General features: G+C 69.5%; 21 protein-coding genes. 13 read left to right on the forward strand and 8 right to left on the reverse strand.

All coding sequences use genetic code 11. The annotated features are described in order from the left end of the window. Positions 1 to 53 precede the first annotated feature (53 nt). Positions 54 to 1,742, reverse strand: coding sequence for a M28 family metallopeptidase (locus tag ACW5E8_RS14065; protein WP_456966156.1), 1,689 nt, complete (start codon positions 1,740 to 1,742; stop codon positions 54 to 56). A 71-nt stretch (positions 1,743 to 1,813) separates the two neighbouring features. Next, positions 1,814 to 2,500 (reverse strand): hypothetical protein, encoded by a 687-nt coding sequence (locus ACW5E8_RS14070; protein ID WP_456966157.1) that lies wholly within the window; start codon positions 2,498 to 2,500, stop codon positions 1,814 to 1,816. 62 nt (positions 2,501 to 2,562) lie between these two features. Between ACW5E8_RS14070 and gpmI the strand changes: the two genes are divergently transcribed. The 3 genes from gpmI (at position 2,563) to ACW5E8_RS14085 (ending at position 6,957) form a co-directional block, all read left to right on the forward strand. Then, the gene (gpmI, locus tag ACW5E8_RS14075; protein WP_456966158.1) at positions 2,563 to 4,107 is read left to right on the forward strand and encodes a 2,3-bisphosphoglycerate-independent phosphoglycerate mutase; all 1,545 of its coding nucleotides are present in this window, start codon (positions 2,563 to 2,565) and stop codon (positions 4,105 to 4,107) included. Next, the gene (locus ACW5E8_RS14080; protein ID WP_456966159.1) at positions 4,104 to 5,402 is read left to right on the forward strand and encodes a murein hydrolase activator EnvC family protein; all 1,299 of its coding nucleotides are present in this window, start codon (positions 4,104 to 4,106) and stop codon (positions 5,400 to 5,402) included. Before gpmI ends, ACW5E8_RS14080 begins: the two co-directional genes overlap by 4 nt. Positions 5,403 to 5,484: 82 nt before the next feature. Next, positions 5,485 to 6,957, forward strand: coding sequence for a S41 family peptidase (locus ACW5E8_RS14085; protein ID WP_456966160.1), 1,473 nt, complete (start codon positions 5,485 to 5,487; stop codon positions 6,955 to 6,957). A gap of 7 nt (positions 6,958 to 6,964) precedes the next feature. Here ACW5E8_RS14085 and ACW5E8_RS14090 read toward each other — a convergent pair whose 3' ends face one another. Further along, positions 6,965 to 7,657 (reverse strand): rhomboid family intramembrane serine protease, encoded by a 693-nt coding sequence (locus ACW5E8_RS14090; RefSeq protein WP_456966161.1) that lies wholly within the window; start codon positions 7,655 to 7,657, stop codon positions 6,965 to 6,967. A gap of 203 nt (positions 7,658 to 7,860) precedes the next feature. Here ACW5E8_RS14090 and ACW5E8_RS14095 point away from each other — a divergent pair, with 203 nt between their 5' ends. Then, complete coding sequence (locus tag ACW5E8_RS14095; RefSeq protein ID WP_456966162.1) at positions 7,861 to 9,210, forward strand: OmpP1/FadL family transporter; 1,350 nt, start codon at positions 7,861 to 7,863, stop codon at positions 9,208 to 9,210. Between the two features lie 105 nt (positions 9,211 to 9,315). Here the strand turns inward: ACW5E8_RS14095 and ACW5E8_RS14100 are convergent, their stop codons facing one another. Together ACW5E8_RS14100 and putA are read right to left on the reverse strand one after the other, a co-directional pair. Then, positions 9,316 to 9,717 carry a hypothetical protein gene (locus ACW5E8_RS14100; protein WP_456966163.1) on the reverse strand — a complete coding sequence of 134 codons (402 nt, stop codon included), beginning with the start codon at positions 9,715 to 9,717 and terminating at the stop codon, positions 9,316 to 9,318. A gap of 458 nt (positions 9,718 to 10,175) precedes the next feature. Further along, positions 10,176 to 13,358, reverse strand: a complete 3,183-nt coding sequence (gene putA, locus ACW5E8_RS14105) for a bifunctional proline dehydrogenase/L-glutamate gamma-semialdehyde dehydrogenase PutA (protein WP_456966208.1) — start codon at positions 13,356 to 13,358, stop codon at positions 10,176 to 10,178. A 220-nt stretch (positions 13,359 to 13,578) separates the two neighbouring features. On the opposite strand from putA, the gene coxB reads away from it, so the two are divergent. The 5 genes from coxB to ACW5E8_RS14130 are packed head-to-tail and all read left to right on the forward strand — an operon-like array spanning position 13,579 to position 17,751. Further along, a complete protein-coding gene (coxB, locus tag ACW5E8_RS14110) occupies positions 13,579 to 14,442 on the forward strand; it encodes a cytochrome c oxidase subunit II (protein WP_456966164.1) in 864 nt (287 codons plus the stop codon). Between the two features lie 29 nt (positions 14,443 to 14,471). Beyond that, positions 14,472 to 16,133 carry a cytochrome c oxidase subunit I gene (gene ctaD / locus ACW5E8_RS14115; RefSeq protein ID WP_456966165.1) on the forward strand — a complete coding sequence of 554 codons (1,662 nt, stop codon included), beginning with the start codon at positions 14,472 to 14,474 and terminating at the stop codon, positions 16,131 to 16,133. Next, positions 16,117 to 16,257: a hypothetical protein gene (locus ACW5E8_RS14120; protein ID WP_456966166.1), complete on the forward strand. Its 141-nt coding sequence runs from the start codon at positions 16,117 to 16,119 to the stop codon at positions 16,255 to 16,257. The genes ctaD and ACW5E8_RS14120 overlap by 17 nt, the downstream gene beginning before the upstream one ends. After that, positions 16,254 to 16,847 (forward strand): cytochrome c oxidase assembly protein, encoded by a 594-nt coding sequence (locus tag ACW5E8_RS14125; protein WP_456966167.1) that lies wholly within the window; start codon positions 16,254 to 16,256, stop codon positions 16,845 to 16,847. Before ACW5E8_RS14120 ends, ACW5E8_RS14125 begins: the two co-directional genes overlap by 4 nt. 19 nt (positions 16,848 to 16,866) lie before the next feature. Beyond that, positions 16,867 to 17,751, forward strand: coding sequence for a cytochrome c oxidase subunit 3 (locus ACW5E8_RS14130; RefSeq protein WP_456966168.1), 885 nt, complete (start codon positions 16,867 to 16,869; stop codon positions 17,749 to 17,751). A 107-nt stretch (positions 17,752 to 17,858) separates the two neighbouring features. Here the strand turns inward: ACW5E8_RS14130 and ACW5E8_RS14135 are convergent, their stop codons facing one another. Next, positions 17,859 to 18,077: a twin transmembrane helix small protein gene (locus ACW5E8_RS14135; RefSeq protein WP_456966169.1), complete on the reverse strand. Its 219-nt coding sequence runs from the start codon at positions 18,075 to 18,077 to the stop codon at positions 17,859 to 17,861. Positions 18,078 to 18,139: 62 nt separating this feature from the next. Between ACW5E8_RS14135 and ACW5E8_RS14140 the strand changes: the two genes are divergently transcribed. The 4 genes from ACW5E8_RS14140 to cyoE are packed head-to-tail and all read left to right on the forward strand — an operon-like array spanning position 18,140 to position 21,542. Further along, on the forward strand, positions 18,140 to 18,859 hold the full coding sequence (locus tag ACW5E8_RS14140) for an SURF1 family protein (RefSeq protein WP_456966209.1): 720 nt from the start codon (positions 18,140 to 18,142) through the stop codon (positions 18,857 to 18,859). After that, positions 18,856 to 19,443, forward strand: a complete 588-nt coding sequence (locus ACW5E8_RS14145) for a hypothetical protein (RefSeq protein ID WP_456966170.1) — start codon at positions 18,856 to 18,858, stop codon at positions 19,441 to 19,443. Before ACW5E8_RS14140 ends, ACW5E8_RS14145 begins: the two co-directional genes overlap by 4 nt. Then, positions 19,443 to 20,621 carry a COX15/CtaA family protein gene (locus tag ACW5E8_RS14150; RefSeq protein ID WP_456966171.1) on the forward strand — a complete coding sequence of 393 codons (1,179 nt, stop codon included), beginning with the start codon at positions 19,443 to 19,445 and terminating at the stop codon, positions 20,619 to 20,621. The genes ACW5E8_RS14145 and ACW5E8_RS14150 overlap by 1 nt, the downstream gene beginning before the upstream one ends. Then, positions 20,622 to 21,542 carry a heme o synthase gene (gene cyoE, locus ACW5E8_RS14155; RefSeq protein WP_456966173.1) on the forward strand — a complete coding sequence of 307 codons (921 nt, stop codon included), beginning with the start codon at positions 20,622 to 20,624 and terminating at the stop codon, positions 21,540 to 21,542. It begins immediately after the preceding gene. Between the two features lie 242 nt (positions 21,543 to 21,784). On the opposite strand, the gene ACW5E8_RS14160 is transcribed toward cyoE, so the two are convergent. Beyond that, positions 21,785 to 22,186 (reverse strand): hypothetical protein, encoded by a 402-nt coding sequence (locus ACW5E8_RS14160; protein WP_456966174.1) that lies wholly within the window; start codon positions 22,184 to 22,186, stop codon positions 21,785 to 21,787. A 16-nt stretch (positions 22,187 to 22,202) separates the two neighbouring features. Beyond that, positions 22,203 to 23,471, reverse strand: a complete 1,269-nt coding sequence (locus ACW5E8_RS14165; protein WP_456966175.1) for a DNA/RNA non-specific endonuclease — start codon at positions 23,469 to 23,471, stop codon at positions 22,203 to 22,205. Positions 23,472 to 23,473: the final 2 nt, after the last annotated feature.

Raw genomic sequence — 23,473 nt, forward strand, 5'->3', positions numbered from 1 at the left:
CGGCGCCTTTCGGCGCCGTTCCGTGTGGCCATGCCTGGCCTCGGGTCGCGTGGTTACTCGGCGTCGGCCCGCATCGCGTCGCGCGCGGCCTTGAAGGCGTTGCCGTCGTACCAGTTCGGCCAGCTGCCGTCGTCGGCCAGGGTGCGGCCCACGCCGTAGAGCACTTCAAGATCCTGGACTACGCCGTCGAAGTTCCAGGCCGGGTCGAACTCGTCCGCAGGCTTGTGGTACGCAACTTCGGTGTAGGCGCGCGCGTACTCGGCACCGGCTTCCGGACCGCCCTCGAGCAGGTCGTCGCCGCCCTTCGCGTACAGCGCAGGCACGCCGGCCTTGGCGTAGTTGAAGTGGTCGGAGCGGAAGAAGAAGCCGCCCGCCGGATTGCCTTCGGCCACGATGGTGCGGTCCTGGGCATCGGTGAAGGTCTTGAGCACGTCCTCGAGCTCCGAGTTGCCCTGGCCGACCACGACCATGTCGCGCGACGGACCGGCCACGCTCATGGCGTCGAGGTTCACCACCGCCACGGTCTTGTCGAGCGGGAACGCCGGGTGCGCGACCTGGTACTTCGAGCCGAGCAGGCCCGACTCCTCAAGGGTCACGGCGATGAAGGCGATCGAGCGCTTCGGCTGGCCGTCGGCCTTGAACTTCTCCGCGATCTCGATGATGCCGGCGACGCCGGTGGCGTTGTCGATGGCGCCGTTGTAGATCGTGTCGCCCTCGCCCTCGTGCTTGCCGAGGTGGTCCCAGTGGGCGATGTAGGCGATCGCTTCGTCAGGCGCCTCGCTGCCCCGCAAGATGCCGACCACGTTGCGCGAGGAGCTCTCGCGGGTGGTGCTGGCGAGGTCGAACGAGACGCGCGCATCGAGCGGAACGGCGGTGAAGCCGCGGGTGTTGGCGGCGGTGTACAACGCGTCCAGGTCCTGTCCGGCGTCGGCGAAGAGCTGCTTCGCGGCGTCGGCGCTCAGCCAGCCCTGTGCCGGCAGGCGCGGTTCCGGATCGTCGGATGCGCGCAGGTCGAACTGCGGCCCGGACCAGGAGTTCTTCACCACGTCCCAGCCGTAGGAGGCGCCGGCGGTGTCGTGGATGATCAGCGCGGCGGCGGCACCCTTGCGCGCGGCCTCTTCGAACTTGTAGGTCCAGCGCCCGTAATAGGTCATGCGCTCGCCTTCGAACAGCGTCTCGTCGTTGGCGTGGAAGCCGGGGTCGTTGACCAGGATGACCACGGTCTTGCCCTTGACGTCGATGCCGGCGTAGTCGTTCCAGCCCAGCTCCGGCGCGTCCACGCCGTAGCCGACGAACACCAGTTCGCTGTCGGCCACCTTGATCTCGGCTTCGCCGGTGCGGGTGCCGATCACCATGTCGGTGCCGAACTTGAGCTCTCCGGCCTTGCCCGCCACGTCCATGCGCAGGACGGTGGATTCGTCGGCGGTGGTCTCGACCATGGGCACGGTCTGGAAGAAGGTGCCGTCGTCGCCGCCGGGCTCGAGGCCGATGCGCTCGTACTGCGCCTTGATGTACTCGACGGTCATCTCGCCGCCGGCGGAACCCGGCGCGCGGCCCTCGAAGGCGTCGGAGGACATCGTCCGCACCATCTCGGCGAAGTCGCCCTTGTCCAGTTCGGGGTTGAACGCGTGGCTGGAGGCAGCCGTGGCCGCGGTGTCTCCGGTGGCGGGAGCGGGCTCGCCGCTGCATGCGGCCAGCACCGCGGTGACGGCGAGGCTGAGCACGAGGTGGGTTGGTCGCATTCGTTCGGGTCCTGCGTGTAAGGAACCCCCGATTCTATGCGCTCGGCGCCCGCGGGGGGCGGGGGGCCGTTTCAGTCGTCGCCGCGGGGCGGGGCGGTGGGCGTGGAGTAGCGGACGGGTTCGGCGCCGGTGACCGCGCCGATGCGCGCGGTGTCGTGCACGTACAGCACCACCTCGCGCTCGAATTCCAGCGGACCATCGACCACCGCGCCCGGGCCGATGATCACGCGCTGGCGCCGCGTGCTGACGCGGATCGGCATCCAGTTGCTGCCCGCCTTGCGCACGCGCACGCCGCCGTGGACGTGCGAGCCGATGCCGATGGTGAGGTCGCCGTTGGACATCTCGACGTCGCCACGGACCTCGGTCGCGATCAGGCCGATGGCGCCGTTGGCGTTGCCGACGTTGCCGCCGACCTTGCTGCCGCGATCGATCAGCACGCTGCCGTTCACGGTTTCGACGCTCTCGGTGATACGCGCGCGTTCGCCGACGCGGATGCTGCCGTTGACCGTGGACAGGCTTTCCGCGGTGACGTCGTTGCCGGTGCTGATGCTGCCGTTGGTGGTCGACGCCGGCCCGGCGGTGACGCCGTCGGCCATGCGGATGCTGCCGTTGGTGGTCGCCAGGCGGCCGTACTCGCCGCCGGCAGTAGTGGCGACGGCGCCGTTGGTGCGCACGATATCTTCCGCCGCCCACGCCGATCCGGCAGTCACGAAGGCGGTGAGCGCGAGGACGAAACAGGAGGAGCGGATGCTGGTCATGCGGCGAGTCTGGACCCGCCGGCGGTACAATGCATCTGTCCATCGTCACAGGGTCGAACGTCGTGCCTGAACCTGTCTCCGTCCGCCGCCAGACGCCGGTGGTGCTGCTGATCCTCGACGGCTGGGGGCACCGCGACGATCCCCGCGACAACGCCCTGGCGCTCGCCGACATCCCCAACTGGCGCCGCCTGTTCGCCGCCCATCCGCACGCCCTGGTGCACACCGAGGGCACGCACGTCGGCCTGCCCGACGGCCAGATGGGCAACTCCGAGGTCGGGCACATGAACATCGGTGCCGGGCGCGTGGTCTACCAGGACCTCACGCGCATCGACGCAGCGATCGCCGACGCCAGCTTCTTCGGCAACGACGAACTGCGTGCGGCCTGCGCCGCGGTGAATGCCAGCGGCGGCACCCTGCACGTGATGGGCCTGCTGTCGCCGGGCGGCGTGCACAGCCACGAGGCGCACCTGTTCGCGATGCTCGAACTGGCGAAGCGCGAGGGCGTGGCGCGCGTGGCCGTCCACGCCTTCACCGACGGCCGCGACATGCCGCCGCGTTCGGCCGCGCCCAGCCTGCGCGCGCTGGCCGAGGCCTGCGCCACCGCGGGCAACGCGCGCATCGCAAGCGTCAGCGGACGCTACTACGCCATGGACCGCGACAGGCGCTGGGACCGGGTGCAGCGCGCCTGGAACGCGATCGTGGAAGCGACGTCCGACCAGCACGCGCCCGACGCCATGGCCGCGCTCGAAGCCGCCTACGCGCGCGGCGAGAACGACGAGTTCGTCGCGCCTACCGCCATCGCAGGCGCCGGCCCGGTGCGCGATGGCGACGTCGTGGTGTTCATGAATTTCCGTGCCGACCGCGCGCGCCAGCTCACCGCCGCGTTCGTGGCGCCGGATTTCGACGGTTTCCAGACACGCCGTCCGGCGTTGGCGCGCTTCACCTGCCTGACCGAATACGACGCCACGCTGCCGGCGCCGCTGGCATTCCCGCCCGACGACCTTCGCAACACGCTCGGCGAAGTGCTGGGCGCAAACGGCCTCACCCAGCTGCGCATCGCCGAGACCGAGAAGTACGCGCACGTCACCTTCTTCTTCAACGGCGGCCGCGAAGCGCCGTTCGCCGGCGAGGAGCGCATCCTGGTGCCGAGCCCGAAGGTCGCCACCTACGACCTGCAGCCTGAAATGAGCTGTCCCGAAGTCACCGCGAAGCTGGTGGCCGCGATCGACTCCGGTCGCTTCGACGCCGTGGTCTGCAACTTCGCCAATCCCGACATGGTCGGCCACACCGGCGACCTGCAGGCCGCGATCAAGGCCGTGGAAGCGGTGGACGAGGCCCTGGGCGAGGTCGCCGCCGCGGTGGCCGCACGGGGCGGCGAGCTGCTGGTCACCGCCGACCACGGCAACGTCGAGATGATGCGCGACCCGGTCACCGGCCAGCCGCACACCTCGCACACCGTCGGCCCGGTGGACCTGATCTACGTCGGCAACCGCGCCGGCGTGCGGGTGCGCGAGGGCGGCGCCCTGCGTGACCTCGCGCCGACCATGCTCGACCTGCTGGGCGTGGCGAAGCCGGCGGAGATGACCGGCAGCAGCCTGCTGGCGTGAGCATCGAAGCGGCCAGCGCGAGCCGCTCTTTCCGCATGCAGGTGGCGTCCGCGGCGTCCGCCCTGCTGCTGGCGCTGCTGCTGTTTCCGGCCGGCCCGCTGGCGGCGCAGGACAGCCGCGACGCGCAGCGCCGGCTCGACACCGTCAAACGCGAACTCAACCAGGTCGGTCGCGAGCGCCGCCGCATCGAAGGCCAGCGCGGCGACGCCAGCCGCGCGCTGCGCGATGCCGACGAGCGCGTGGCCCGCAACGCGCGCGAGCTGGCCGATACCGAGGCCGCGATCGCGCGCCAGCAGCAGGCGCTGGCCGAGCTGCAGGCCCGGCGCGACGTCCTGGCCGACAGCATGTCGGCGCAGCGCGCCGAACTCGCGGCGCTGCTGCGCGCGGCCTATACCGTCGGCGGCGCCGCGCCCCTGAAGCTGCTGCTGGCGCAGGACGACGTCGCCGGCGCCAACCGCAGCCTGGCCTACCACGGCTATCTGCAGCGCGGACGCAGCGCCCGCATCACCGAGCTGTCGAACGAACTGGCCGGACTGGAGGCGATGGAGCAGTCCATCGCCGACGAGCGCGCGGCACTGGCCGAAGCCGGCGCGCGCCAGCGTGCGCAGGCCGCGGCGCTGGAGCGCGAGCGCGGCGAGCGTGCCAAGGCGGTGGCGGCGCTCGATGCCCGCTACAAGGATCGCAGCGACCGCGAAAAGGCACTGGGCGCCGACGCGAAATCGCTTGAATCGCTGCTCGCGCGCCTGCGCGAAGCGGCGCGCAAGGCCGAGGCCGAGCGCAGGGCCGAGGCGGCCCGCCGCGCGGCCGCGGCCCGCCGCGACACCGGTACGCCGACCGCGGGCACCGGTACGTCACCGGGCAGCCCGGTGCCCGATGCGCCGCGCGTCGCCGTGGCGCGCACGGCACCGGTGCAGGTCGGTGGACTCTCGTGGCCGCTCACCGGCAGCCTGCTGGCGGGCTATGGCGCACGCATGCCCGACGGCCGCCGCAGTTCGGGCGTGCTGGTCGGCGCCGCGGCGGGCAGCCCGGTCACCGCCGTGGCCGAGGGCACGGTGGTGTTCGCGGAATGGATGACCGGCTACGGCCTGATCCTGATCATCGACCACGGCAACGGCTACATGAGCCTGTACGCGCACAACGACAGCCTGCTCAAGGGTCCCGGCGATCGCGTCCGCCGGGGCGATGCCGTGTCCACCGTCGGCACATCGGGTGGCCAGGGCCGCGCGGCCCTGTACTTCGAGCTGCGCCGCGACGGCAAGCCGGTCGATCCCGGGGCCTGGCTGCAGAAGCGCTGAACGGCGCCATCGCGCGCCGGCGGCATAATCGGAACGCGCGCCCCGGCGCGCTGTCCCATCCCTGTCCCGACCGGAGTTCCGCATGCGTGCCAGCCTGTTGACGCTCGCCCTCGCCAGCCTGCTGGCCCTGCCCGCCATTGCGCAGGAGCTGCCATCCGAGCCGCCGCGCGAAGCGCCACCCGCCACGCAGGATGCCGGGGAGTCGGTGGATGACGCCGCTCCGGCCGACCCCGACGAGCCCGCGGATGACGCCGATCCGGCTGATCCGGCCGAAGCCGCCGATCCAGGCGACCCGAGCGAAGCGGTCCGCCGGGAGTCCGAGGCATCCCCCGCCAGCACGGTGCCGCTGGATGAGATCAGCCGCTTCGTGCTGGTGTTCAACGCCGTGCGTGCCGGCCACGTCGACAAGGTCGACGACCACGAGCTGATGCAGGCGGCAATCCGTGGCCTGCTGCTGGATCTCGACCCGCACAGCGCCTACCTGCAGCGCAGCGACGCCGAGGCCTTCGAGGAGGGCGCCAGCGGTGCCTACGAAGGCATCGGTGTGGAGGTGATGCAGCTTCCCGACGGCCGCATGCGCGTGGTGGCGGCGATGGACGACAGCCCGGCCCAGCGCGCCGGCATCCGTTCCGGCGACCTGATCATCGCCGTGGACGGCGAAGCGCTGTCGCTCGAGAGCCACGAGGGCAGCGGGCCGCTGCGGGGGCCGCCGGGCACCGAGGTCGGAGTCACCATCGTCCGCGAAGGCGAGGCCGAGCCGCTGGAGCTGCGGGTGGCGCGCGCGGTGATCCGCACGCCCAGCGTGCGCGGCAGCATCCGCGAGCCGGGTTTCGGCTACATCCGCATTGCCGGGTTCCAGGTCGATACCGCCTCGGACTTCGGCGAGACCGTGGACAGGCTCAACGGCGAGGCCGGTGGCGCCGGCCTGCGCGGGCTCCTGGTCGACTTGCGCAGCAACCCGGGCGGGCTGCTCACGTCGGCGGTGCAGATTGCCGACGACCTGCTCGAGACCGGCGACATCGTCAGCACCCGCGGCCGCATCCAGATTGGCGATACCGCGTTCAGCGCCACCCCGGGCGACCGCATGGGTGGGCGCCCGGTGGTGGTCCTGGTCGATGCCGGTTCCGCCAGCGCCTCCGAGGTCCTGGCCGGGGCGCTGGGCGACAACGGCCGCGCCTGCATCGTCGGCAGCCGCACCTTCGGCAAGGGTTCCGTGCAAACGGTGATGCCGCTCGACAACGGCGATGCGGTCAAGCTCACCACCGCGCGCTACTACACGCCCGATGGCACCTCCATCCAGGCCCGCGGCATCGAGCCCGACGTGGTGATCGATGGCAAGGGCGAAGCTGTCGGCGTTTTCGGCGAAGCCGCGCTGCCCGGACACCTCGCGGCGGACGGTGGCGAGGACAGTGGTCCAGGCGAGGTGCTCGACGGCGAGGAGCCGATCAAGGCGGCCATGGCCGTGCTGCGCAGACTCGCCGAAGGCGGCTCATGCGCCCCACCGGCGACGGGGCCGGTGCCGCAACCGCAGCCGGAACCGGAGCCCGTGTCGTGAGCCTGACTCAGTAACCCTTCTGGCGGCGCAGGCGGCGCGCGATGGCGCGCCGCGAAAGCAGGGCGAACAGAGCGCCGAAGGCGAAGCCCACCGCGTGCGCCGACCACGCCACGGCCCCGAAGGCCGGGCCGATATAGGCGAACACCACCTGCAGCAGGGCCCAGATCCCGATCAGCAGCGAGGCCGGCGCGCGCACGAATTCGAGGAACAGGCCCAACGGCAGCACCACGCCCAGGTGGGCGCGGGGGAACAGCGCGAGATAGGCGCCGATCAGCGCCGACACCGCGCCGCTGGCACCGATCACCAGGCGGTCGGGCGTGTCGATCACGAGCACGGTGGCGAGGTTGGCGACCGCGCCGCCGACCATGAACAGGGTCAGCAGCCGCAGCGGCCCCATCACGCGCTCCGCCGGCAGGCCGAAGATCAGCAGGAACACCAGGTTGCCGAGCAGGTGCGCCCAGTCGGCATGCACGAACAGGGCGGTGAGAAGGCGCAGGCCGCGTTCGCCATCCGCCCACGAAGCCAGCAGGTCACCCGGCGCGAGGCCTCCGGTCAATGCGCCCCAGCGCGCCATCAAGGCCTGCTCGACGGTCTCCGGACGCGTGCTCGCCCACAGGTACACCGCCCACAGGGTCGCGCACAGCAACGGGGTGGCCCAGCGCAGCGCCGGGCGTGAGCGCGTCGGGATGGAGACGAACATGCGTGGCGTCGGGCCTGGGTGGCGGAACCCCAAGATAACCGGTGCCGACCGTGACGCGGGGCACCTGTGCATCACCATCCGCCACGGTATAGTGCGCCGGCGCCAGGGTCGGGAGGGAGTCTTCCGGCACGTGGGGCCAGGGCGGGAAACACCGCCCGGCCAGGCGCATCCACAGCAAGCCACTTGTCAGGAGTTCACCAGCAATGCGTACCTCCCCTCTTCTCCAGGCTTCGGTCCTTGCGCTCGGCATCGCCGGCGCGCTGGCCCTGGCCCCGGCCCACGCGTCGGGCTTCCAGCTCAAGGAAAACAGCGTCAAGGGCCTCGGCGCGGCGTTTGCCGGCTCGGGCGTCAATGAAGGCGATGCTTCGGTCGTCGTGAACAACCCGGCCTCGATGACCCGCTTCGAAGGCACCACGGTCCAAGCCGACCTGTCGGTCATCGACCTGAGCTACACCTTCGAAGGCTCGGGCACCGACGCCTTCGGCCGCCCCCTCACCGGTGGCAACGGCGGCGATGCCGGTGACGTGACCCCGATCCCGGCGTTCTCCGTGATCCACAAGCTCGACAACGGCCTGGCGCTGGGCGCCATGGTCAGCGCGCCGTTCGGCCTGAAGACCGAATACGAGCCCGACTGGCAGGGTCGCTATTTCGCCGACACCTCCGACATGCAGATCGTGAACCTGACCCTGTCGGCGGCGCTGGACATCAACGACCACGTGTCGGTCGGCATCGGCGCGGTGTATTCCAAGGCCGACGTGACCCTGTCGAAGGCGGTCGACTTCGGCACCCTGCTGTACTCGAACCCGGCCACCCGTCCGCTGCCCTTCGCGATCCCGCAGGCGCGTGACGGCCACGCCGAGATCGAGGGCGACGACACCGGCTTCGGCTGGATCGCCGGCGTGACCGTGCGTCCGACTGACAGCCTCACGGTCGGCCTGAGCTACCAGTCCGAGATCGATTACGAGCTGCGCGGCACCGCCGAGTGGACCGTGCCGGGCGACGTGCGCGCGTTCTTCGACAACAACCCCAACAGCGCCGTGACCAGCCAACTGTTCGTCAACGGCGCTGTTGGCGCGAAGCTGACCACGCCGTCCACGCTGGCCGTCGTCGCGCGCTACGACTTCACCGACCGCTTCGCGATGATGGCGAACTGGACCGAGACCGGCTGGTCGTCGCTGCGCGAAGTGCGCGTCGAGTTCGACCGTCCGGATCCGGACTCGGTCGAGCCCTTCGAGTGGGAGGACTCCACCTTCGTGTCGCTGGGCGCCGAGTACAAGCTCAACGAAACCTGGACCCTGCGCGGCGGCGTCGCGCACGACGAGACCCCGACCAGCATCGAGCACCGCACCCCACGCCTGCCCGACGACGACCGTCGCTGGTACTCGATCGGCGCCACCTGGAAGGTCAGCGACGCGATGGACGTGGACTTCGCGTTCACCCACCTGAAGCCGAAGGATCCGAAGGTCGACTTCAGCTCGGGCGGCAGCACCATCACCGGTCCGTACGACGGCGACGCCAACCTGTTCGGCGTCTCGGCGCAGTACCGCTTCTGACCAGTCGCCGGGGGCCCGCCCCAGGGGCTCCGGCTGTCCAGGCCCGGCGTTCCGGGTCCAGAAAAAGCCCCGCGTAAGCGGGGCTTTTTCATGCCGGGGCAGCCGCTACATCTCCGGTCTCAGCGTTACGGACGCGCCATAGGTGATGATTTTGCCTATGCCCGTGCCCGGGGGCAGGCTGCAGCTCAAGTAGATGAAGTCGCCGGTGGGTTGGGTGCCGCTGTTGTCCCACCATATCTGCGACTCTTGTCCCGCCGCCATGGTGGTGGATTTCACCAGGTAGATTTGCTCGCCGTTGATCCATGTGACACCCGTACAGGTCACGGTTGCCGCGCTGGCGCCCATGTTGGCGACAAAGATGTCGAGGCCGAGTTGGGGATTCGAGGCATGGCCCCCGAACTGCGGTGGCGCGCAACTGACGAACGCGGTGCTGGATCCCTCGTTCTGGATTGCCAGCGGGCGCTTTCGCACCAGGCCTTCGAACGCAGGAAGCGCCGCCGCGCACACGCCGGATCCGGTTGATACCTGGTCAAGATTGGCGTACTGCGCCTGCGGTTGACGTCGCGCCAGAAGCCAGCAGCGCCAGCGCGGCGGCCAGGGTTGAAGAGTGCGTCAGGCTCATATGAAATCCCCTCAGTTTTGTTGGATGGGCATCCGGACTCGCGGATAGAAGCCATGTACGAGCAAGCGCGCGCCGGAAGGACAGGGATCGGTGCCACTTGGCACGCAGATGGCGCGGACCCTAAGGCCGCCTACAGCAGCGATGGCAGCACCGTCACGGGTCCAGACGACGGAGACGCCAACCTGTTCGGCATCTGATCGCAGCGTTCATGTGACGCACGAAGGGCCCCTTTGAGGGGCCCTTTCGTGTTTCAGGTGAGTCGATTGCCGAGACCTGCGGTGACGCCAGCAGGGCGGCCATCTGCCAGCCCACCAGGCAGCCTCCGCCGTGGCGGGGACCGCCTTCAATCGTCCAGCGTCAGCAGCGAGGCATTGCCGCCGGCGGCGGTGGTGTTGATGGTGACCACCTTCTCGGTGGTGAAGCGCGGCAGGTAGTGCGGGCCGCCGGCCTTGGGGCCGGTGCCGGACAGCCGCTGCCCGCCGAAGGGCTGCGTCCCGACCACCGCTCCGACCTGGTTGCGGTTGACGTAGACGTTGCCGACCTTGGCCCGCGCGGCGATCAATTCGACGGTGTCGTCGATCCGCGAATGGATGCCCAGGGTGAGGCCGTAGCCGGTGGTGTTGATGGCGTCGATCACCTGGTCGAGCTCGCTGCCCTTCCAGCGGATCACGTGCAGCGCCGGCCCGAAGTTCTCGCGGTCGAGCTGCGAGAGCGACTTCAGCTCCCAGGCGTGCGGCGCGAAGAACGTGCCGTGCGCCGTGTCCTCGCCCAGGGCGACCTGCGCGATCAGCCGGGCCTCGTCCTGCATGCGCTCCGCATGGCGGTCGAGCATCCCCAGCGCATCGGCGTCGATCACCGGGCCGACGTCGGTCGACAGCAGGCCCGGATCCCCGACCTTCAGCTCGGCCATGGCGCCGGCGAGCATGGCGATGACCTTGTCGGCGATGTCGTCCTGCACGAACAGCACGCGCGCGGCCGAGCAGCGCTGGCCGGCGGAGGTGAAGGCCGAGGCCATCACGTCCTTGACCAGCTGCTCGGGCAGCGCGGAGGAGTCGGCGATGAGGGCGTTCTGGCCGCCGGTCTCGGCGATCAGGGTGCCGATCGCGCCGTCGCGCGCGGCCAGCGCGCGGTTGATCGCGAGCGCGGTGCCGTTGGAGCCGGTAAACACCACGCCGGCGATGCGCGGGTCGCCGGTCAGCGCCGCGCCCACGCTGGCGCCATCGCCGGGCACGAGTTGCAGCACCATCTCCGGCACGCCGGCCTCGTGGAGCAGCTTCACGGCCTCGAAGCCGACCAGTGTCGTCTGCTCGGCGGGCTTGGCCAGCACGCTGTTGCCGGTGACGAGCGCCGCGGCGACCTGGCCGAGGAAGATCGCCAGCGGGAAGTTCCATGGCGAAATGCAGGCGAACACGCCGCGCCCGGCGAGCTGCAGGGTGTTGGTTTCGCCGGTCGGGCCGGGCAGCGCTTCGGAGGCCGACAGGTTGCGTGCCTGGCCGGCGTAGTAGCGGAGGAAGTCGACCGCCTCGCGCACTTCGGCCACGCCATCGGGGATGGTCTTGCCGGCCTCGAGCGTGCACAGCGCCATGAAGCGCGGCATCCGCTGCTCCAGCAGGTCGGCGGCATGTTCGAGCAAGGCGGCACGGCTGGCGACGGGCGTGGCGTCCCAGGCCGGCTGCGCTGCGACGGCATTCGTCATCGCGCGCTCGACGGCGGCGGCATCGGCGGCCTGCCAGCGGCCGACGCGCCGGCGGCGATCGGCGGGGCTGGTGACATCGATCCACGCGCCGGTGTTCGTCGCGCCCGGCACCAGCGGCACGGCCTGCCATTCGCCGGGTTCGGCGGCCATTGCCGCGGCCAGGGTGCGCAGGTCGTCGTCGTTGGCGAGGTTGATGCCCATGGAATTGGTCCTGTCGGTGCCTTGGCTGCGGAGCATGTCGGCCGGCAGCGGAATGCGGGGGTGCGGGATCGGATCGAACGCGGCCACGACCTCGACCGGGTCGCGGACCAGGTCGTCGATCGGTACGTCTTCGTCGGTGATGCGGTTGACGAAGCTGGAGTTGGCGCCGTTCTCGAGCAGGCGGCGCACGAGGTAGGGCAGCAGGTCCTCGTGGCTGCCCACGGGCGCATACACGCGGCAAGGCACGCCCAGGCGGTCGGCCGGGATCACTTCGTCGTAGAGGTCGTCGCCCATGCCGTGCAGCTTCTGGAACTCGAACGGCCGGCCATCGGCCAGGCGGTGCACGGCGGCGATGGTCTGTGCGTTGTGGGTGGCGAACATCGGGTACACCGCGGTGCCGGCATCGAGCAGGCGGCGGGCGCAGGCGAGGTAGCTGACGTCGGTGTTGGGCTTGCGCGTGAATACCGGGTAGCCCGGGTAACCATCCACCTGGGCGCGCTTGATCTCGGCGTCCCAGTAGGCGCCCTTGACCAGGCGCACCGGGATCTGGCGGCCGCCGCGACGGGCGAGGCTGGCGATCCAGTCGATCACGAACGGCGCACGCTTCTGGTAGGCCTGGACCACGATCCCGAAGCCGTCCCACCCGGCCAGCGACGGGTCCGACCACGCAGCCTCGATCACGTCCAGCGACAGTTCCAGGCGGTCGGCTTCCTCGGCGTCGACGGTCAGGCCGATGCCGTGGCTCTTTGCACGCTGCGCCAGGTCCAGCACGCGCGGCGCCAGCTCGGCGAGCACCCGCTGGCGCTTGGCGTGTTCGTAGCGCGGGTGCAGCGCGGACAGCTTGACCGAGATCGACGGCGCGACGATCTCGTCGGCGGACTGGCCGGCGCCGCGGCCGATGGCGTCGATCGCGCTGCGGTAGGCCTCCAGGTAACGGTCGGCATCCTGCTGCGTGAGCGCGGCCTCGCCGAGCATGTCGTAGGAGTAGCGGTAGTGGGCGTTGCGGCCCTTGCGCGCGCGCGACAGGGCTTCGGCGATGGTCCGGCCCATCACGAACTGGTGGCCCATGATCTTCATCGCCTGGCGCACCGCCAGCCGGATCACGGGCTCGCCCACGCGGCCGGCCAGCCGCTTGAATGCGCCGTGGGCATCGCGCCTGGTGTCGTCGGCAAGATCGACCAGCTGGCCGGTGAGCATCAGTCCCCAGGTGGACGCATTCACGAGCACCGACTCCGACTGGCCCATGTGCCGCTTCCAGTCGGCATCGCCGAGCTTGTCGCGAATCAGTTTGTCGGTGGTGTCCGCGTCCGGGATGCGCAGCAGCGCCTCGGCCACGCACATCAGCAGCACGCCTTCCTCGCTGCCGAGGTCGTACTGGCGCATGAAGGACTCCACCACGCCCTGGTCGCGTGCCCGTGCGCGCACCCGGCGCACCAGGTCGCTGGCGGTGGCGGCGATCGCGGCGGCGTCGGCAGGCGTCTGGCGGGCTTCGCCAAGCAGGGCGCCGACCCGGGTCGTCTCGTCCGCGAGCCAGTGTCGGGTGATGGCCGCGCGCAGCGGATCGGGCGATGTCGGTTCGCCAAGGGACAGGTCGGTCACGGTCTTCGCAACGGAGAGGGGAGCGCAAATTCTAGCCGCCGGACCGGGCGAAAGGGCGCTCTGCGCGAGCGGTCACGCGTCGCGCGTGCTTGCCGGTGCGGTGGCGGGACCGCTACCATCACGTGGATCGAGCGCCCCAGGTGGGGTGCGGTCGGTCTTTCCAGGGGCGAGCGCCAACCGGAAAGGCTCGCCCACAACCGTTCCAGCAAGCGGCCAGCCGGCCGCGATCGACGACATTTGGGGTTGCAGCATGATGCAGGCGCGATTCTTGCGGTGGATTCTGGCGGCCATCGCCGCGGTGCCCGTGGCGGCCATGGCGCAGTCCGCCGACCCGGTGCGATGGCAGCTGAACATGACGCCCGGCGTGACCTCCTCGTCGCAGAACGCCTACGACGCGCACATGCTGGTGCTGTGGATCTGCGTCGGCATCAGCGTGATCGTGTTCGGCGCGATGGCCTATGCGATCTTCGCCTTCCGCAAGTCCAAGGGCGCGGTGGCGGCGAAGTGGAGCCACAACCTCAACGCCGAGATCGCCTGGACGGTGATCCCCGTGATCCTGCTGGTGATCATGGCCTGGCCGGCCACCACCAAGCTGATCGCGATGTACGACACCCGCGAGTCCGCCATGACCGTCAAGGTCACCGGCTACCAGTGGATGTGGAAGTACGACTACCTCGGCGAAGACGTCTCCATCGTCAGCCGCATGGACCGCGAGAGCGACCGCATCCGCCAGTCCGGCGAGCGCCCCAGCCTGGCCGCCAATCCCCACTACCTGCTTGATGTCGACAACGAACTGGTGCTGCCGGTCGATACCAAGATCCGCTTCGTGATCACCGCCGACGACGTCATCCACTCCTGGTGGGTGCCGGCGCTGGGCTGGAAGCAGGACGCGGTGCCGGGCATCGTCAACGAGCACTGGACCGAGATCCGCGAGCCGGGCGTCTACCGTGGCCAGTGCGCCGAACTCTGCGGCAAGGACCACGCGTTCATGCCGATCGTGATACGCGCGCTGCCGATCCCCGAATACGAACAGTGGTTGCAGGCCGAGAAGGCCAAGGCAGCACCCGTGGCCGCGCAGGCCGCTTCCGCCGTCGCCGCGCCCGCGGCCGGCTGATCGAACGAACCAAGAGGCAAGGCATCTCCATGGCCACCGATACCGCTACCGTCGCCGTCCACGACGACCACCACGCCCACAAGCAGGGCTTCGTCGAACGCTGGTTCTTCTCCACGAACCACAAGGACATCGGCACGCTGTACCTGCTCTTCAGCTTCACGATGTTCATCATCGGCGCGGCGATGAGCGTGATCATCCGCCTCGAGCTGGCCGTGCCGGGCCTGCAGCACGTCAGCCCGCACTTCTTCAACCAGATGACGTCGATGCACGCGCTGGTGATGATCTTCGGCGGCGTCATGCCCGCTTTCGTGGGCCTGGCCAACTGGCTGATCCCGCTGCAGATCGGCGCGCCGGACATGGCGCTGCCGCGCATGAACAACTGGTCGTTCTGGATCCTGCCGTTCGCCTTCGCGATGCTGTTGCTGACCCTGTTCCTCCCGGGTGGCGCGCCAGCCGGCGGCTGGACGATGTACCCGCCGCTGTCGCTGCAGGGCGGCTCCAGCATGGCCTTCGCGATCTTCGCCATCCACATGATGGGCATCAGCTCGATCATGGGCGCGATCAACGTCATCGCCACCGTGCTCAACATGCGCGCGCCGGGCGTCGACCTGCTGAAGATGCCGATCTTCCCGTGGACCTGGCTTATCACCGCGTTCCTGCTCATCGCGGTGATGCCGGTGCTGGCGGGTGCGGTGACGATGCTGCTGACCGACAAGTTCTTCGGCACCAGCTTCTTCAATGCCGCCGGCGGCGGCGACCCGGTGATGTACCAGCACATCTTCTGGTTCTTCGGGCACCCGGAGGTCTACATCATGATCCTGCCGGCCTTCGGCGTGGTCTCGGAGATCATCCCGACCTTCAGCCGCAAGCCGCTGTTCGGCTACCAGGCCATGGTGTACGCGACCGCCGCGATCGCCTTCCTGTCGTTCATCGTGTGGGCGCACCACATGTTCACGGCGGGCATGCCCCTGGGCGGCGAAATCTACTTCATGTACGCGACCATGCTGATCTCCGTGCCCACGGGCGTGAAGATCTTCAACTGGGTCAGCACGATGTGGCGCGGCTCGCTGACGTTCGAGACGCCCATGCTGTTCTCGATCGCCTTCGTGATCCTGTTCTCGATCGGCGGTTTCTCCGGCCTGATGCTCGCGATCGTGCCCGCCGACTTCCAGTACCACGACACCTACTTCGTGGTGGCGCACTTCCACTACGTGCTGGTGACGGGCTCGGTGCTGGCGCTGATCGCCGCGGTCTACTACTGGTGGCCCAAGTGGACCGGCCGCATGTACAACGAGGCCTGGGGCAAGTTCCAGTTCTGGTGGACGATGGTCTTCGTCAACCTGCTGTTCTTCCCGCAGCACTTCCTGGGCCTGGCCGGCATGCCGCGCCGCATCCCGGACTACAACGTGGTGTTTGCCGACTGGAACCTGATCAGCTCGATCGGCGCGTTCGGCATGTTCGTCACGCCCTTCATGATGTTCGGCATCCTGTACCACTCGCTGAAGAAGGGCGCCCTGGCGCCGCAGCGTCCGTGGGAAGGCGCGCGTGGCCTGGAGTGGACCGTGCCCTCGCCGGCGCCGCACCACACCTTCACCACGCCGCCGGTGATCGGCCCGGGCGACCTCGCCCATGGCGACCTGGATCCGGAAGGCCATGAGTTCGAGCCTGCCAGCGATGCCAGCCGCGCCTGACCAGCACGATCCTGATCGCGTTGCCGCGCAGCGGCGGCGCGCGCTGCGCCTTGCGCTGATCCTGGGCGCCGTGGCGCTGGCGATCTATGTCGCCTTCATCCTGTCGGGAGTGCTCGCGTCGTGAGTGGCAAGGTCTCCAACACCGCCGGCATCGGCAAGATGGTGCTCGCCGCGGCGGTCGCGTTCGCGTTCACCTTCTCGCTGGTGCCGCTGTACCGGATCGCCTGCGAGAAGGTCTTCGGCATCCGCCTGGACAACACCGCGGTCGACGCCAGCACGCTGTCGGGCGCGTCGGCCGAGGCGCGCATGGTCACGGTGGAGTTCGACGGCGGCGTCAACTCGTCGTTGCCGTGGTCGTTCCGGCCGAACCAGGCGCGCATGCAGGTGCGCGTGGGCGAACAGTACGAAACCACCTATTACGCGCACAACGATAGTGACCAGCCGATCGTTGGCACGGCAACACCCTCGGTGGCGCCGGCGCGCGCGTCGGGCTACTTCGCCAAGACCGAATGCTTCTGCTTCACCGCGCAGACCCTGACCGCGGGCGAGACCCGCGACATGCCGGTGCGCTTCATCATCGATCCGTCCCTGCCCGCGGACGTAAAGACGATCACCCTGTCCTACACTTTCTTCAAGAACGACGTCCTGACCGAGCGCGAGCAAGCCGCCGCACTGGTCGCGGCGCCGTCGACCGTGCCGCACGCGGCACCCTGACCCAGCAACGGATACCGACATGGCACAGGCCCAAGCCGATCACCGAGACCCGAACGTCTACTTCGTCCCCCACGACAGCAAGTGGCCGCTGTTCGCGTCGGTGGCGCTGTTCGTCCTCTTCTTCGGGCTGGCGACCTGGTTCAACGAGGTGTCCTGGGGCCGGCCGATGTTCTTCGTCGGCGCCGCGGGCCTGATCCTGATCCTGTTCAAGTGGTTTGCCGACGTGATCCTGGAATCGGTCTCGGGCTACCACAACCGCCAGGTCGACGGCTCCTTCCGGATGGGCATGGTGTGGTTCATCTTCTCGGAAGTGATGTTCTTCGCTGCCTTCTTCGGCGCGCTGTTCTACGCACGCCAGCTCTCGCTGCCGTGGCTGGGCGGTACCGGCGACGGCGTGATGACCAACGCGCTGCTGTGGGAGGGCTACAGCACGGCCTGGCCGTCGGCCGGCCCCGGCGAAGTGGGCGGCGTCTTCCAGACCATTCCGGCCTGGGGCCTGCCGCTCCTCAACACCCTGATCCTGCTGACCTCGGGCGTGACGCTCACCATCGCCCACCACGCGCTGAAGGCCGACAATCGCCGCCAGCTGCTGGTCTGGCTGGGCCTGACGGTGCTGCTGGGCTGCCTGTTCCTGTTCTTCCAGGTCGAGGAATACATCCACGCCTACCGCGACCTCAACCTGACCATGGGTTCGGGTATCTACGGTTCGACCTTCTTCATGCTCACCGGCTTCCACGGCGCGCACGTGACGCTGGGCACGATCATGCTGGCGATCATCTGGCTGCGCTGCTTCAAGGGCCACTTCACCCGCGACAACCACTTCGCGTTCGAAGCCGTGGCCTGGTACTGGCATTTCGTGGACGTGGTGTGGCTGATGCTGTTCCTGTTCGTCTACGTGGTCTGAGGCAGGGCGCCCGTCAGAGGGCGACCGTCATGGAATGACGAAGGCCGGCGATTGCCGGCCTTCGTGTCTGCGGAGCGCCATGTGCCGGCCGCTCCGTGCGAGAGCGGTCAGCCCTGGACGCCGTGGGGCGTGATCCAGCCCATCCAGATCGACAGGAGCACGATCAGGATCAGGACCACGGACAGCGCGATGCGCCGGGTGAGCGCATTCACGGTGCGCTTGGTGGTGCCCTTGTCGACCAGCATGTAATACAGGCCGGCACCGAGGTTCCATACGATCAGGATCAGGAACGCGATGATGAGCAGGGTTTTGAGCGAATCACTCATGCGGTTGGCCTCCACAAGGCCGGTGCGATCGCGCGATTATCGCACCTGCGTGCGTGGCTGAGATGGGCCGCAATGCCACCCTGCTGGTCGGCTGGGCCGCGGCCCTGGCACTGGTCGCCGCCTTCTGTGCGCTCGGCTCCTGGCAGCTGGGCCGGCAGGATGAAAAGCAGGCCATGCTCGACGCGGTCGCAAGCACCATTGCCGTGCGTGTGCCCGTTCCGCTGGCCGCCGCCGCCGACCCGGCGCGGCTGCGCGGCTACGACTGGGCCGCCGGTGCGGGCCACTTCGCGGAAGCGCCGGCGGTGCTGCTCGACAACCAGCAGCGCGGTGGCCGCGCGGGTGTCCGGGCCTATCGCGTCTTCGTGCCGGATGCCGCGGGGCAACCGCTGCTGGTCGAACTCGGCTGGCTGCCGCTGCCCGGCGACCGCACGCTTCCGGTGGTGGAACGTCCGCCCGGCCAGCGCGAGGTGGCCGGGCTGCTGGCGCCGCCGCCGTCGCACGGCATCGGTCCAGCCGGCAGCGCCGCGCAGGACGACGGCACGCTCCTCGCCATCGGCCTGGATCCGACGGCACTGGCCGCCACGCTGCGCCTGCCCGGGCTCGCCCCGCGCGTGCTCAAGCTCGATCCGGAGGACGGCATCGGCTACGCCCGCGATCTCGACGCGCTTCCCAACACACTGCCGCCCGAGCGCCACCTCGGCTATGCCGTGCAGTGGTTCGCGCTGGCCCTCGCCGTGCTTGCCACTGCCCTGGTCCTCACTTTCCGCAGGCCCCGTCCATGACTGAATCCCCCGTTCCGACCATTCCCGTGCAGCAGCGCAACCGCAACCGCGGCCTGCTGATCCTGATCGTCGTCGTGTTCTTCGGCAGCGCCCTGGTCGCCGGCGCGCTGCGCTTCTCCGGCTGGCGCCCGGCGGGCATGAAAAACCACGGCGAGTTGCTGCAGCCGCCCGGCGACCTGCGCGGCGTGGTGCCGCGACTGGTCGAAGGCGGTGACTACGAGTGGAATCCTGTCGAACGGACCTGGCGGATCGTGGTCGCGCCGCCGGCCGACTGCACCGACGCCTGCGTGGCCCTGACGCATGACCTGGACAAGGTCTGGCGACTGTTCGGCCACAACGCCGATCACGTCCACATCCTGTGGGTCGGCACGCCGCCGGAGGGCGCGCTGCAGAACCGCGTCTGGAACATCGTCGAACCCTCGGCGGAGTTCACGGCGCAGTTCCCGGGCCTGGATGCAGGTGGCCCCGCTGGCGCACCGGTGTATGTTGTCGACCCGAACGGCTTCGTCATCCTGCGCTATGCGCCCGGCTTCGACGCGGGCCACCTGCGCACCGACATGGCGCGCCTCCTGAAACTGAAGTGATGACCCACAGCCACGCCTCCCAGCACGGAGTCCACCACATCCACCGCCACTTCCGCCGCCTCGCCTGGCTGGCGGTCGCGCTGGCGCTGGGCGTGATCGTGTTCGGCGCCTTCGTGCGCCTGTCGCACGCCGGGCTGAGCTGTCCGGACTGGCCGACCTGCTACGGCCGCGCCACCTGGCCGAAGGCCGTCGAGCACGCGGTCGACCACGCCGCCAGCGCCATCCGTCCGTTCGAGGACCACAAGGCCTGGCGCGAGCAGGTGCACCGCCACGTCGCCGCGATCCTCGGGCTGCTGGTGCTCGGCATGGCGCTCCTGGCCGCGCGTCGGCGCCGCCAAGGCATCGCCCAGGTGTTGGTCGCGTCCGGGCTGGTGGCGATCGCCATCCCGACCTATATGTCCGGGGCGCACGTCGCGGCCTCGGCGCTGGCCGTGGCCGGCGAAGCCATCCTGCTGGCCGCGGCCCTGCGCTGGCGCGGGGCCGACCTCGGGCGGGAATCCGCGCTCACGCTCGCGGTGATCATCTTCCAGGCCCTGCTGGGCATGTGGACGGTGACCTGGCTGCTGAAACCTGTGGTGGTGATGGCCCACCTGCTGGGCGGCCTGCTGACGTTTTCGCTGATCACATGGATGGCCTGGCGCGCGACCCACCGGCCGATCGTGCTGGCCTATGCCGATCGGCTCCGCGGCCTGCTCTGGGCGGCGCTGGCGGTGCTTGGACTGCAGGTCGCGCTGGGCGGCTGGGTCAGCGCCAACTACGCCGCGCTGTCCTGCGGCGCCGGCAGCTGGTCGATCGAGAACTTCCCGCAGTGCGCCGGCCTGTGGCTGCCGCCGACCGACTTCCGCGAAGGCTTCGTGCTCTGGCGCGGCATCGGCGTCGACTACGAGGGCGGCGTGCTCGATGGCGCCGCGCGCATCGCGATCCAGATGGCGCACCGCATCGGCGCGGTGGCCGCGACGGCGATGTTGCTATGGGCTTCCGTGCGCATGCTGCGCACGCCCGGACTGCGCGGCTGGGGCGGGACGCTGGCGCTGCTCACCGTCGCCCAGGTCACGCTCGGCATCCTCAACGTGAAGCTGTCGTTGCCGCTGCCGGTGGCGGTGCTGCACAACGGCGGCGCCGCGCTGCTGGTGTTCGTACTGGTGTCGCTGCTGGCGCGCCTGCGGGGAGTCGACTGAGTGCGCGCACAACTTGACCAGTACTGGGAACTGACCAAGCCGCGGGTGGTGGCGCTGATCGTCTTCACCGCGCTGGTGGGCATGTTCCTGGCGGTGCCGGGCCTGCCGCCGCTGCGCCAGGCCGTGGCCGGCTTCATCGGCATCTGGCTGGCGGCGGCTTCGGCGGCGGCGATCAACCACCTCATCGACCAGCGCATCGACAAGGTCATGGTGCGCACCGCCAACCGCCCGCTGGCCACCGGGACTTTGGCGCCTGCGCAGGTGCTGGCGTTCGCGGTGTTCCTGGGCGCGGCGTCGATGACGATCCTGATCGCCCTGGTGAACCCGATCACCGCGCTGCTGACCTTCGCCTCGCTGATCGGCTACGCCGTGGTCTACACCGGCTTCCTCAAGCGCGCGACGCCGCAGAACATCGTCATCGGCGGCATCGCCGGCGCCGCGCCGCCGCTGCTGGGCTGGTCGGCGGTGACCGGCATGCAGAACGAGTGGGACTGGGCGCACGCGCTGCTGCTCGTGCTGATCATCTTCGTGTGGACGCCGCCGCACTTCTGGGCGCTGGCGATCTTCCGCCGCGAAGACTACGCCCGCGCGCTGGTGCCGATGCTGCCGGTGACCCACGGCGTGCAGTACACGCGCTGGCAGATCCTGCTGTACACGGTGCTGCTGGTGGCGGTGACCGTCCTGCCGTGGGTGGCAGGCATGAGCGGCCTGTTCTACCTGGGCGGCGCGCTGGTGCTGGGGATCGTGTTCCTCTGGTACGCGTGGAAGCTGATGGACCCGCCGGACGAGTTCTTCGCGATGCGGGTGTTCAACTATTCGGTCGTGTACCTGATGGCGCTCTTCGCCTTCCTGCTGGTCGACCACTGGCTGCTGCCGTACCTGCAGCCGGGGCCGCTGTTTGAGCTGCAGCGGGTGGGTTGAAGAGCATTTGCCACGGATTTACGCGGAAACGGCGCGGATTTACACGGATAGAGCGAAGAGAAAGAGCTGAAGTGCTTTCGGCCACGGATTTACGCGGATTACGCGGATCAGTGCGAGGCGAGCGCGAACAGCACGCCCTGCATATCAAAATTTCTTCTTGATAGCTTCGCGGCAACAATCTTGCCCCGGCCAGATCCGCGTAATCCGCGTAAATCCGTGGCAAAAAAAGCTCTTGCCTCCTGCTACCCGCCCGGCCGCGCCCGCGCCGCGACATCCGCGAGCGTGGCAGGCGTGATGTCCCACTGCTGCGGGGTGTCGTAGTCGAAGTCCACCGCCATGCGGCCGGTGTCGCGCCACAGTCGCAGGATGCAGGCGCCCCAGGGTTCCTTGCCGTGGACGCGGGTGGCGTCGCGCAGCGCGTCGAAGGCAGGGCCGAGTGCGTCGTCGGACGGCGTCGCGCCCTGGTGGCCGCCGTCGGCGTCGTAGCGGAAGCCGGTCATGCGACGCGCGATGGCGCCGTCGCTGTAGCGGACGATCAGCGCGTAGCCGTGCCAGAGGCCGTCGGACACGGCGGGGTCTGCGACCAGCAGCTTGCCGATGCGGGCGATCAGTTCATTCCTGTCCGACGCGGGGCCTGCGTGCATGCGGGGCAGTCTGCCGTCAGGCGGCGGCCCTGTCGATCATGTCGGGCATCTGCTTCGAGGCGATGGCGTCGAAGGTCTGGCCCGCGCTGTTGCCGAACGCGATCAGCGAAGGATCGTAGACGACGTTGCCGGTGACCGGGTCGGTGACTTCGTAGTCGACGTGCACTTCGTCGGGCCGGTGCGAGTCGTGGCGTACGAGGTCGATGTCGATCCGGACCTCCATGCCTGCGCCCACCCAGTCGCTCCACTCCTGCTCCATCTTCGCGTAGGCGCCCTGGTTGAAGCTGCTGAACTGCGGGAACATGTTTACTTCGCCGTGTCCCTGCGCGAAGCGGTAGGCCATGAGGTGGCCGACGTCGTCGCCGCTGCCCTTCATGTCGTTGTCGGTGCGGAAGCGGCTCTGTGCGTTGGCTTCGATGCGGTCGGAGTCGCGGCCGCGGCTCGAGGGCTCCCAGGTCAGCACGGCCTCGGCGCCGGTGGGCCGGCCTTCGGCGTCCAGCGTCCAGGTGATGTCGTTGACTTCGCCGGAGCCCGCCTCGGTCACGCTGCCGCGCACTTCGCCCGGTTCCACGTCCTCGACCAGCACCACGGTGCCGTCGGGCACCTGGCCGGTGAGCAGCATGCGGTTGTACGCCGGCAGGTCGGCGCCCGCGGCATCGGACAGCATGGTGGTGTGGCGGGTGAAGTCTTCGCGCTCGAGCGCGGGAGAGCCCGGACCGCCGTCGCGCGGAGCGTCGAACAGCTCTTCGGAGCCGGTCATCACCCGTAGGCCCTTCTTCTCGGTCATCTCCAGCGAGAGGCGCAGGTCGGCGATGGAGGCAAGGTCGTTGGCGTCGGCCAGCGCGCGGAAGGCGGGTTCGAGCGCGGTGCCGGCGTAGTCCGCGCCGTGCACCTCGATGCGCGTGCGTGGCGGGATGGTCGCCGGGTCGAACGGATTGACCGCGCGCATCGCCTCCGGCGTGGCTTCGGCGTTGCGCAGCGAGACCTCGTAGCGCACCGGGACGCCGGTGGCGGCGCCGTCGGGGCCGCGCACGGTCATATCGCCGCGGGCTTCGTAGGTGGTGTTGTGCGGCCCGGTCTTCTCGTCGCTGGTGCGCACGCTGGATGGGTCGAGCACGAAGGCGACGTCGCCGGGTGGCGCATCGAGCAGCGTCGGATCGAGTTCCGGCACCTTGCCGGCGTCCAAACGCAGCAAATGGCCGAAATCGCGCCAGGGCTGGGGCGGCGGCAGCGGGGCGAGCAGGCTGTGGGCTTCGAACGACATGGCGCCAGTCGGAATCGGCATTC

Source organism: Luteimonas sp. A649, from assembly GCF_054072735.1.